11 protein-coding genes are annotated in these 10,358 nt (G+C 73.0%); 5 read left to right on the top strand and 6 right to left on the bottom strand.

Going from position 1 to position 10,358, the window contains the following annotated elements:
- The first annotated feature begins 25 nt into the window (after positions 1–25).
- Positions 26–322 (top strand): GYD domain-containing protein, encoded by a 297-nt coding sequence (locus GA0074692_RS10115; RefSeq protein WP_091642294.1) that lies wholly within the window; start codon positions 26–28, stop codon positions 320–322.
- A 55-nt stretch (positions 323–377) separates the two neighbouring features.
- On the opposite strand, the gene GA0074692_RS10110 is transcribed toward GA0074692_RS10115, so the two are convergent.
- From GA0074692_RS10110 to GA0074692_RS10100, 3 genes are read right to left on the bottom strand one after another with little or no spacing between them, the layout of a single operon-like run.
- On the bottom strand, positions 378–1,205 hold the full coding sequence (locus GA0074692_RS10110; RefSeq protein ID WP_091653177.1) for a MetQ/NlpA family ABC transporter substrate-binding protein: 828 nt from the start codon (positions 1,203–1,205) through the stop codon (positions 378–380).
- A gap of 46 nt (positions 1,206–1,251) precedes the next feature.
- Entirely contained in the window at positions 1,252–1,908 is a 657-nt protein-coding gene (locus tag GA0074692_RS10105; protein ID WP_176738371.1) for a methionine ABC transporter permease, read from the bottom strand.
- A complete protein-coding gene (locus GA0074692_RS10100) occupies positions 1,905–2,888 on the bottom strand; it encodes a methionine ABC transporter ATP-binding protein (protein ID WP_091642291.1) in 984 nt (327 codons plus the stop codon). Before GA0074692_RS10100 ends, GA0074692_RS10105 begins: the two co-directional genes overlap by 4 nt.
- A 365-nt stretch (positions 2,889–3,253) precedes the next feature.
- Here GA0074692_RS10100 and GA0074692_RS10095 point away from each other — a divergent pair, with 365 nt between their 5' ends.
- From GA0074692_RS10095 to GA0074692_RS10080, 4 genes are all read left to right on the top strand, one after another.
- Complete coding sequence (locus GA0074692_RS10095; RefSeq protein WP_091642288.1) at positions 3,254–4,519, top strand: sensor histidine kinase; 1,266 nt, start codon at positions 3,254–3,256, stop codon at positions 4,517–4,519.
- A complete protein-coding gene (locus GA0074692_RS10090) occupies positions 4,516–5,187 on the top strand; it encodes a response regulator (protein ID WP_091642285.1) in 672 nt (223 codons plus the stop codon). The genes GA0074692_RS10095 and GA0074692_RS10090 overlap by 4 nt, the downstream gene beginning before the upstream one ends.
- Positions 5,188–5,265: 78 nt before the next feature.
- Positions 5,266–6,159, top strand: a complete 894-nt coding sequence (locus tag GA0074692_RS10085) for an ABC transporter ATP-binding protein (protein ID WP_091653170.1) — start codon at positions 5,266–5,268, stop codon at positions 6,157–6,159.
- On the top strand, positions 6,156–7,232 hold the full coding sequence (locus tag GA0074692_RS10080; protein WP_091642282.1) for an ABC transporter permease: 1,077 nt from the start codon (positions 6,156–6,158) through the stop codon (positions 7,230–7,232). Before GA0074692_RS10085 ends, GA0074692_RS10080 begins: the two co-directional genes overlap by 4 nt.
- Before the next feature lie 86 nt (positions 7,233–7,318).
- Here GA0074692_RS10080 and cobF read toward each other — a convergent pair whose 3' ends face one another.
- Genes cobF through cbiE form a run of 3 tightly spaced genes read right to left on the bottom strand, consistent with a single transcriptional unit; the run spans position 7,319 to position 10,082 of the window.
- Positions 7,319–8,083 carry a precorrin-6A synthase (deacetylating) gene (gene cobF, locus GA0074692_RS10075; RefSeq protein WP_091642278.1) on the bottom strand — a complete coding sequence of 255 codons (765 nt, stop codon included), beginning with the start codon at positions 8,081–8,083 and terminating at the stop codon, positions 7,319–7,321.
- Between the two features lie 5 nt (positions 8,084–8,088).
- On the bottom strand, positions 8,089–8,859 hold the full coding sequence (cobM, locus tag GA0074692_RS10070) for a precorrin-4 C(11)-methyltransferase (RefSeq protein WP_091653167.1): 771 nt from the start codon (positions 8,857–8,859) through the stop codon (positions 8,089–8,091).
- Positions 8,856–10,082, bottom strand: coding sequence for a precorrin-6y C5,15-methyltransferase (decarboxylating) subunit CbiE (cbiE, locus tag GA0074692_RS10065; protein ID WP_091642273.1), 1,227 nt, complete (start codon positions 10,080–10,082; stop codon positions 8,856–8,858). The genes cobM and cbiE overlap by 4 nt, the downstream gene beginning before the upstream one ends.
- Positions 10,083–10,358 lie beyond the last annotated feature (276 nt).

The raw sequence follows: 10,358 nt of genomic DNA, 5'->3' as shown, positions 1-10,358 counted from the left end.
GGTCTCTTCATGGAGGTGAAGGACCATGCCGACGTACGTCGCGTTGCTGAACTGGACCGATCAGGGGATCCGAAACTACAAGGACACCGTGAGGCGCGCCGAGGCCTTCGCCGCAGGGACACAGAATGTCGGGGCGAATCTCCTGAACCTCTACTGGACCGTCGGTCCATACGACCTCGTGGCCGTCGTCGAGGCGCCCGACGACGAAACCGCCGCCGCAGCGCTCCTGAAGCTCGGCGGGGCGGGCAACGTCCGTACCGCGACCATGCGGGCCTACGGTCGCGACGAGATGGACCGCGTCGTCGCCAAGGCCGCTGGCTAGGACCGGTCCGGCGCAGCCCACCGGGTCGTCACCTGGTGGGCTGCGCGCGGGGGGCTCAGAAGGCGGCCACCACCGAGCCCTTGTACTTGCCCTCGATGAACGTCTTCACCTCGGGCGAGTGCAGCAGCTCCTCCAGCTTCTGCACCCGGGGGTCGCTGTCGCCGCCGTCGCGCACCACGACCAGGTTGGCGTACGGGTTGTCCGCACCCTTCTCCAGCGCGAGGGCGTCGGTGGCCGGGGTGAGGCCGGCGTCGATGGCGTAGTTGCCGTTGATCACCGACGCCGCGGTGTCGTCCAGGCTGCGGGGCAGCTGCGCCGCCTCCAGCTCCCGGAACTCCAACTGCTTCGGGTTGTCGACGATGTCCCGGGTGGTGGCCTTCACGCCGGCGCCGTCCTTGAGCGTGATCACGCCGTTGGCCGCGAGCAGGTTGAGCGCCCGGCCCGAGTTGGACGGGTCGTTCGGGATGGCGACGACGCCCTTGTTCGGCAGGTCGGCGAGGCTGTCGACCTTCTTCGAGTACACCCCGAGCGGCTCGATGTGGACCGGCTTCAGGGCGGTGAACTTGTAGCCCTTGGCGGCCTTCTCCTCGTCCAGGTACGGGACGTGCTGGAAGTAGTTCGCGTCGAGTTGGCCGTCCGCGAGCGCCCGGTTGGGCTGCACGTAGTCGGTGAACTCCACGATCTCCAGCTTCAGCCCGGCCTTCTCCGCCAGGTTGTCCTTGACGTAGGTGAGGATCTCGCCGTGCGGCACCGGGCTGACGCCGACCTTGAGCGCGGCGTCGGTGGGTGTCGAGGTGCCGGTGTCCTCCGCGCCGGAGCCGCAGGCGGCGAGGCCCAGGACGAGGGCGGTGGTCGCGATCAGCGTAGGGATGGTGCGTCGCACGGTGGCGCCTTTCTTCTTGTCGTCCACGGCGGTGTGGCGTGGGTGACTATCGGTGGGACAGGTGCCGGGCGATCCGGTCACCGAGCATCTGGACGGCCTGCACCAGCACGATCAGCAGCACGACGGTGCCGATCATCACGTCGTCCTCGAACCGCTGGTAGCCGTAACGCAGGGCGAGGTCGCCGAGGCCACCGCCGCCCACCACGCCGGCCATCGCGGAGTACCCGACGAGCGCGACGACCGTGATGGTCAACCCGGCCACCAGGCCGGGCCTGGCCTCGCGGAGCAGGACCTTGACGATGATCTGCCAGCGCGAGGCGCCCATCGCCCGGGCCGCGTTCACCACGTCCCGGCCGACCTCCCGGATCGAGGTCTCGACGATCCGGGCGTAGAACGGGATGGCGCTGACCGTCAACGGGACGATGGCGGCGGTGGTGCCGATGGTGGTGCCGGTCACGGCCCGGGTGAACGGGATGATCGCCACCAGCAGGATGATGAATGGCAGGGATCGTCCGACGTTGACGACCAGGCCGAGCAGCGCGTTCACCGGGGGAGCCGCCAGCAGGTTGTCCCGGTCGGTGAGGACCAGCAGGACGCCGACCAGCAGCCCACCGACGCCGGAGAGCAGGGTGGCGACACCGACCATGTAGGCGGTCTCGGCGAGTCCCTGCCGGAGCAGGTCGATCAGGTCCGGGGCGATCATCGGGCGGCCTCCACGGTGAGCCCGGCCCCGCGCAGGTCGTCCAGCGCGGCGGCCAGTGTCGGCGCCGCCTGGGGGAGCGCGATGCGCAGCCGGCCTGCCCGGGTGGCGGCGAGCTGCTCGACGGCGCCGGCGACGATGCGGACGTCCAGGTCGTGCCGGCGGGCCAGGTCGGACACCACGGACCCGTCGTCGGTCTGTCCGGTCAGGGTCACGTCGAACAGGGCGTGGTCGGGCATGGTCGGCACCGGGCCCAGCGGGAAGAGGTCCCGGGCCAGGCGGGAGTCGGGGCGGCCGATCAGCTCGGCGACCGGCCCCGACTCGACGAACCGGCCCTCCTGCATGATCGCCACGGCGTCGCAGAGCCGTTTCACCACGTCCATCTCGTGTGTGATCAGCAGGATGGTCAGGCCGAGCCGCTTGGTGAGGTCACGCAGCAGCTCCAGGATGGCTCCGGTGGTGTCCGGGTCGAGCGCCGAGGTCGCCTCGTCGGAGAGCAGCACCCGGGGGCGGCTGGCGAGGGCCCGGGCGATGCCCACCCGCTGCTTCTGGCCGCCGGAGAGCTGCGCCGGGTACGCGTCCGCGCGGTCGGCGAGACCGACCAGGTCGAGCAGTTCCTCGACCCGGGCGGCCCGGTCCCGGCGCGGCACGCCCATCACCTCCAGGGCGAAGCTCACGTTGCCGGCGGCGGTCCGGGAGTGCAGCAGGGCGAAGTGCTGGTGGATCATGCCGATGTCCTGCCGGACGCGTCGGAGCTGGTTCTCCCGTAGCCCGGTCAGCTCCACCCCGGCGACGGTCACCCGACCCTCGTCGGGACGTTCCAGCAGGTTGACGCAGCGCAGCAGGGTACTCTTGCCCGCGCCGCTGCGCCCGACCACGCCGAACACCTCGCCTTCGGTGACGGTCAGGTCGACGCCGTCCACGGCGATGACCGGGCCGCCCCGGGTGTGGAAGGTCTTCCGCAGACCTTCGATGCGAATCACGGTGGTGTCCTCGTCAGTTCGGCTCGGTCACGGGTCCTGCGGGGCCGGCGGGCGCGGGTGGGTGTCCCCCGTGGTCGCCCGTCGTCCGGGCCCCGACGAAATAGTCAAGCTTCCCTATCTGATTAGTAGGTTAGCTCGCGATGTCCGCATACCGGCAGGCCAGCCACCCAGACGTGAGGGGGAACACGCTGCGCGAACATCGACCGGACGCCGGACGGATCGCCGCTGTGGCCGGACCGGGGCGGCCGCCGGTCCCCGGCCGGGCGGGAGCTTTCGTGCCGCATGGGCGAGATGCCGGGTCACCGTGGGCGTCCGGCACCACAGCCGTTCGCCCTCGGTTGGCCCGGTGTGCCATCGTCGCGGCCATGAAGGTGGAACCGACGCCGTGGCTGCGGCCCGGTCCGTCGCCACGACAGCGGCGCGACGACGTCCTGGTCGGCGCGGCCGTGGCGGCGGTGGCGCTGCTCAACCTCACGCTGGCCAACAGCGCGGGCGCGTTCGTCCTCGGTCCGCCGCCGGCCTGGCCGGAGCAGGTGTTCTGGACGCTGGCCTGCACGGTGCCGCTGGTCGTGCGCCGGCGCTGGCCGGCCGCCGTGGCGATCGTGATCTCCGCGGCGTTCATCGCGGCCCAGTTCCGCCAGTCGCCCGAGCAGCAGGTCTCCCACGGCGCGCTCTATGCGGCCCTCTACACGGTCGGCGCCTGGAGCGCCGACCGGATCCGGGCCCGCCGGGTGCGGATCGGCATCATCGCCGCGATGTTCGGCTGGCTCGCCCTCGCCCTCGTGCTGGCGGTGGCGGATCTCCCGCCGGACGCGTTCGCCGAGGCGAACGGTCCGCTGGAGCCGCTACTCGCGTCCCTGGTCAACGGCGTGCTGGTCAACGTGTTCTTCTTCGGCTTCGCCTACCTCTTCGGCGACACCGCGTGGACGGCGGCCCGCCGGCGGCACGAGCTGGAGGTCCAGGCCGAGGAGCTGCGCCGGTCGCAGGCCGACGCCGCGCAGGTCGCGGTCATGGGCGAGCGGGTACGCATCGCGCGTGAGCTGCACGACGTGGTGGCCCACCACGTGTCGGTGATGGGGGTGCAGGCCTCGGCGACCCGACGAGTGATGGACAAGGATCCGGACAAGGCGCGCACCGCCCTGGCGGCGGTCGAGCAGAGCGCCCGCACGGCCGTCGACGAGCTGCGCCGGATGCTCAACCTGCTGCGCGCCAGCGGCCCGGACGAGCGGCCGGGCGGCGTGGGCATCGACCGGGTCGAGGACCTCGTCACCAGCGTCCGGGACGCCGGTCTGGCGGCCCGCGTCGGCGTGTACGGTCAACCGGTGCCACTGCCGGAGTCGCTCTCGCAGGCGGCGTACCGGATCGTGCAGGAGGCGATCACCAACACGCTGAAGCACGCCAGCGCCACGGAGGTCGACGTGCGGGTCCGGTACCACGCCACCGAGCTGGAGGTCGACGTGGCCGACAACGGGCGCGGCGCGCCGACGTACGGCACCGCCGGCGTCGGGCTCGGCCTCATCGGCATGCGGGAGCGGGTCACCGCCCACGACGGCACGCTGGAGGCCGACTCGCGGCCCGGCGGCGGGTTCCGCGTACGGGCCCGCTTCCCCCTCGTACGGGTGCCGGCATGACCGGCATCCGGGTGCTGCTGGCCGACGACCACCATCTGGTGCGGACCGGGTTCCGGGTCATCCTCGAGACGGAGGACGACATCGCGGTGGTCGGCGAGGCCGCCGACGGTCGGCAGGCGGTCGACCTGGCTGTCCGGGAGCGGCCCGACGTGGTGCTGATGGACGTCGAGATGCCCGGCGTCGACGGACTGGAGGCGACCCGGCGGATCGTCGCGGCAGGCACCGGACCGGCCGTGCTGATCCTCACCACGTTCGACCGCGACGACTACCTGTTCGCCGCGCTCCAGGCCGGCGCCAGCGGCTTCCTGCTCAAGAACGGCACCCCGGAGGCACTGGTCGACGCGGTGCGGGTGGTGGCCCGGGGCGACGCGCTGCTCGCCCCCGAGATCACCCGCCGGGTCATCGCGACGTTCGTCCGGCCGGGCGGGACGGCCGGGGGCCGCCGTACCGACTCCGCACGCCTGTCCGAGCTGACCCCGCGTGAGCACGAGGTGCTGGTGCTGCTGGCCGGCGGGGCCACCAACGCCGAGATCGCAGCCACCCTCGTCCTCGGTGAGGCGACCGTGAAGACCCACGTCAGCCGGGTGCTGGCCAAGCTGGGCGTGCGCGACCGGACGCAGGCGGTCGTCTACGCGTACGAGCACCGGGTGGTCACCCCCGGGAGGTGAGGTCCGTCGTGCGGTGGACCCCCATGATCGGTCGCGCGACGGACGTCGCCGGGGTCGATTCTGCCTAGCCTCGTGGACATGACTTCGCTCTTGCGTCTCGAGGCGGTGAGCCGCGCCTTCGGGGACCGGAGGGTGCTCAAGGAGGTCACGTTCGACGTGGCGCCGGGGCGCCTGACCGGGTTCGTGGGCGCCAACGGCGCGGGGAAGACGACCACGATGCGCATCGTCCTGGGCGCCCTCGCCGCCGACTCCGGCACGGTGTCCTGGGGCGGTGCGCCACTGACCCGCGACGTCCGGCGGCGGTTCGGCTACCTGCCGGAGGAGCGCGGGCTCTACCCGAAGATGTCTGTTCGCGAGCAGTTGGTCTACCTGGGCCGGCTGCACGGCCGCGACGCGGACGCCGTCACCCGCACCGTCGACGCTCTCCTCGACCGCCTCGGCCTGGCCGAGCGGGCCGGCGACAAGCTGGAGAAACTGTCGCTGGGTAACCAGCAGCGGGCGCAGATCGCCGCCGCGCTGGCGCACGAGCCGGAGCTGCTGGTGCTGGACGAGCCGTTCTCCGGTCTCGACCCGCTGGCCGTGGACACCGTGCTGGCGGTGCTGCGCGAGCACACCGAGCGGGGTGTCGCGGTGCTGTTCTCCAGCCACCAACTGGACGTGGTCGAGCGGCTCTGCGACGACCTGGTCATCATCGGCGACGGCACGATCCGGGCCGCCGGCAGCCGCGAGCACCTGCGCCAGGCGTACGCCCTGCCCCGGTACGAGATCCGGGTCGACGGCGACGCCGGCTGGCTGCGCGACCAGCCCGGGGTGACCGTGGTCGACCTCGACGGCGCGTACGCCGTCTTCGACCTGGCCGACGACGCCGACGACCAGTCGGTGCTGCGCGCGGCGCTCGACCGTGGACCGGTGCGCGCGTTCCGTCCCGTCACCCCGTCCCTGGCCGAGATCTTCCGGGAGGTCGTCCGTTGAGCACCTACGAAGCCGTCCGCCTCGTCGCGGCCCGCGAGATCCGGGTCAAACTGCGCGACAAGGCGTTCATCTGGAGCACGGTCGTCTTCCTGCTGATCGCCGGCGCCGCGACGGTCCTGCCCAGCCTGTTCGACGGTGGCAGCTCGTCGGTGGCCGTGGCGCCGGGTCCGGCCGCCACAGCACTGGCCGACGCCGGCCTCGACGTCCGTACGGTCGCCGACGACGCGGCGGCCGAGCGGCTGGTCCGTGACGGCGACGTCGACGCCGCGGTGGTTGCCGGACCACGGGTCCTTGCGCTGGACGACGCACCGTCGGACGTGGTCAACGCCCTCAGCGCACGTCCGCCCGTCGACCTGCTCGACCCGAACGCGGTCGACCCGACGCTCGCCTTCCTCGTCCCGTACGCGTTCGCGTTCGTCTTCTTCATCACGTCGCTGACCTTCGGATTGCAGATCGCCCAGAGCGTCACCGAGGAGAAACAGACCCGGATCGTGGAGATCCTGGTGGCGGCGGTGCCGGTCCGGGTGCTGCTGGCCGGCAAGGTGGTCGGCGGGGCGATCCTGGCGTTCGGACAGATCGCGCTGATCGCGGTCGTGGCGTACGTCGGGGCGTCGATCGCCGGCGCGCCGAACGCCGTACTCTCCGCACTCGGCCCGGCCATCGGCTGGTTCCTGCCGTTCTTCGTGGTCGGGTTCGTGATGCTGGCGGCGCTGTGGGCCGCGGTCGGCGCGTTGGTCAGCCGGCAGGAGGACATCGCCGGCGCGTCGACGCCGGTGCAGATGGTGGTGATGCTGCCGTTCTTCGCGGTCGTGTTCCTCCAGGACAACCCGACGGCCATGACGCTGATGTCGTACCTGCCGGTGTCGTCGCCGACCGCGATGCCGGTGCGACTGTTCACCGGCGACGCGGCCGGCTGGGAACCGGTGCTGTCGCTGGTGATCCTCGCGCTGACCGCGGTGGCGATGGTGTTCGTCGGGGCCCGGGTCTACCAGGGATCGCTGCTGAGGACCAGCGGCCGTACCGGGATCGCGGCGGCGTGGCGCGACCGGGAGGCCGCCCGCCTGGCCGACTGAGCGCCGCTCGTCTCGGCCCGGACCCGCTCTTGTCCGGCCCGGACCCGCTCGGGAACTCCCGGCGGGTCCGGGGCCGCCACCGCCGGTCAGCCGCCCGTGTCGCGGCGACGCAGCAGGTAGGTGTCCATGATCCAGCCCTTGCGTTCGCGGGCCGCCCGCCGCGTCTCGACGATCTCCTGCGCCACCTCGGCCAGCGGGCCGGCGACCAGGATCTCGTCGGCCGTGCCGAGGTACGCCCCCCAGTAGATGTCCAGGTCCGCATCGACGTGCCGGGTGAAGGTGCAGTGCGCGTCGAGCATCACCACGACGTCGTCGACATCCGGCGGCAGCCCGTCGGCGATCCGCCGGCCGGTGGTCACCAGGAACGGCCGACCGACCCGGTTGAGCCCGATCCGGTGCCGGGCGGCCAGCGTCGACACGCTGCTCACCCCGGGGATGACCAGGTGGTCGATGTCGACCTTCCCCCGGGCCTCGATCTCCTCGACCACGGCGAGGGTGCTGTCGTACAGGGCCGGGTCCCCCCACACCAGGAAGGCGCCGGTGCCGCCGTCGGCGAGGTGCTCGGCCATGGCGGCCTCCAGCAGGTCGGCCCGCTCCCGCCGCCAGTCGTCCACCGCCCGGACGTACCCCTCGGCGGTGCGGTCCCGATCCGGGTCGCGGACCTCCACCACCCGGTGGTCGTCCCGGGCGAAGCGGCGCATCAGCTCCTGCCGCAGGGCGATGAGGTCCTGCTTCTCCGCGCCCTTGTCCAGGACGAAGAAGACGTCGGTGCGGCCCAGGGCTTCCGCCGCCGCCAGGGTGAGCTGGCCCGGGTCGCCCGCGCCGATACCGATGATCAAAATGGTCCGCACGGCGCTCAGTCTGCCCCAGGCCGGCGACGCTTCGCCGCCCGGTCCCGGGCGGGGGAGTAGAGGTAGCTGTCCGGGAACGCCTCCGCCGCCAGCACCTGACCGACGATGATCACCGCGGTCCGGCGTACTCCGGCCTGTTCGACCTGGTCGGCGATGTCGGCCAGGGTGCCGCGCAGGATCACCTCGTCCGGGCGGCTGGCGTTGGCGACCACCGCGACCGGGCAGTCCGCGCCGTAGTGCACGGCGAGCTGGGCGGCCAGCTCCCGGGTCCGGGCCACCGCCAGGTGCAGCACCAGGGTTGCCCGGCTGCGACCGAGTTCGGCGAGGTCCTCTCCGGGCGGCATCGGCGTGGACCGGGCCTGGGTGCGGGTGAGGATCACCGTCTGACCGACCGTCGGCACGGTCAGCTCCCGACCCAGCGACGCCGCCGCGGCCGCGTACGACGGCACGCCGGGCACGATCTCGTACGGCACGCCGGCCGCGTCGAGCCGGCGGACCTGCTCGGCCACGGCGCTGTACACGGCCGGGTCACCGGAGCAGAGCCGGGCCACGTCCTCCCCGGCGGCGTGCGCCGAGATCATCTGCGCGACGATCTCGTCCAGGTTCAGGTCGGCGGTGTCGACCAGCCGTGCCCCGGGCGGGCAGACGGCCAGCAGTTCGTCCGGGACCAGGCTGCCCGCGTAGAGGCAGACCCGGGCGCGGGCCAGGATCCGCTGCCCCCGGACGGTGATCAGGTCGGCGGCCCCCGGGCCGGCGCCGATGAAGTAGACGGTCACGGCCGTACCACCGCCCACTGCACCAGCGGCCGGGCCGGTTTCCAGCCGGTGAAGCCGCCCAGCGGCTCGGCCCGTTCCACGGCGAGGCGGGTCAGGTCGCCGCCGAGCCGGGCGGCCCGCTCGCCGAGTTCCCGCTCGCCCTCGAGGGTCACCGCGTGCGCGACCAGCCGGCCGCCGGGCCGCAGCGCGGTCCACACGGCGTCGAACAGCCCCGGCGCGCTGAGTCCACCCCCGACGAAGACCGCGTCCGGGGTGGGCAGGTCGGCCAGCGCCTCCGGGGCCCGGCCCTCGACGATCCGGAGCTGCGGCACGCCAAGCGCGCGGGCGTTCGTGGCGATCCGGGCGGCCCGCTCGGGTCGGCTCTCCACCGCGATCGCTTGCCCGGTCGGGTCGGCGCGCAGCCACTCGACGCCGATGCTGCCGCACCCCGCGCCGACGTCCCACAGCAGCTCGCCGCCGGTGGGGGCGAGGCGGGACAGGGCGAGCGCGCGGCCCTCCCGTTTGGTCAGCGCGCCGTCGTGGTCGTACGCGTCGTCGGGCAGCCCCGGCACCGTGGACAGCGTCCGCGTCCCGTCGGCGGCGACCACCCGGACGGCGACCACGTTGAGCGGGTCACCGGGGGTGGCCGTCCAGCCCCGCGCGGTGCCGGTGGTGCGCTGCTCCCGGTCGGCGCCGAGGGCGGCCAGGACGGTCAGTTCGCTAGGCCCGTACCCGGTGTCGGTCAGCAGGCGGGCCAGCGCGGCGGGGGTCTGCGCGTCGGTGCTGAGCACCAGCAGCCGCCGTCCCGGGGTGAGGTCGCGGCGGACCCGGTCCAGGTCCCGGGCGACCGCGCTGTGCACGGTGACCCGCTCCACCGGCCAGCCCAGCCGGGCACAGGCCAGGGAGATCGACGACGGGTGCGGCAGGACGTGCACCCGGTCCGGCCCGAGCAGCCCCACCAGGTGGGTGCCGATGCCGAACCACATCGGATCACCGCTGGCCAGGACGCAGATCCGCCGGCCGGCGTGGGCGGCGAGCAGGCCGGGCAGGGCGGGCAGTAGGGGCGTCGGCCAGGGCACCCGCTCGGCGCCGACCGATTCGGGCAGCAGGTCGAGGTGGCGCCGGCCGCCGATGACGACCTGGGCGTCGGTCACCGCTTGGCGGACCGCCGGGCTGAGGCCGGTCCAGCCGTCGGCGCCGACGCCGGCCACGGTGACCAGGTCCGCGGGTGTCGAGAGGCTCACGCGGTCGAACGGTAGCCGAGGATGATCGGCACCTGTCGTGGCGGGGGTGGATGTGACATCATCGGCGGCGACGGCGCGGTGAGGAACACCGGTGAGTCGGCTCGGACGGGCCGGCGAATCCGGGGCGGTCCCGCCACTGTGATCCGTCCGGCGAGGTCGTCGGGCGGAAAGCCAGACACTCGCCCCGCCGTCTCGTGCTGCCGGCGGACTCCTCCGGCGGTGCGGTCGTTGGCCGGTCGCGGGCGAGGAGACCCGTGCGAGGTGAAAGGTGCTGAC

The sequence above is a fragment of the Micromonospora pallida genome (assembly GCF_900090325.1).
GTDB classification, from domain to species: Bacteria; Actinomycetota; Actinomycetes; order Mycobacteriales; family Micromonosporaceae; genus Micromonospora; species Micromonospora pallida.
The sequence above is the reverse complement of the archived record's forward strand: the minus strand, read 5'-3'. Positions and strand labels throughout refer to the sequence as shown.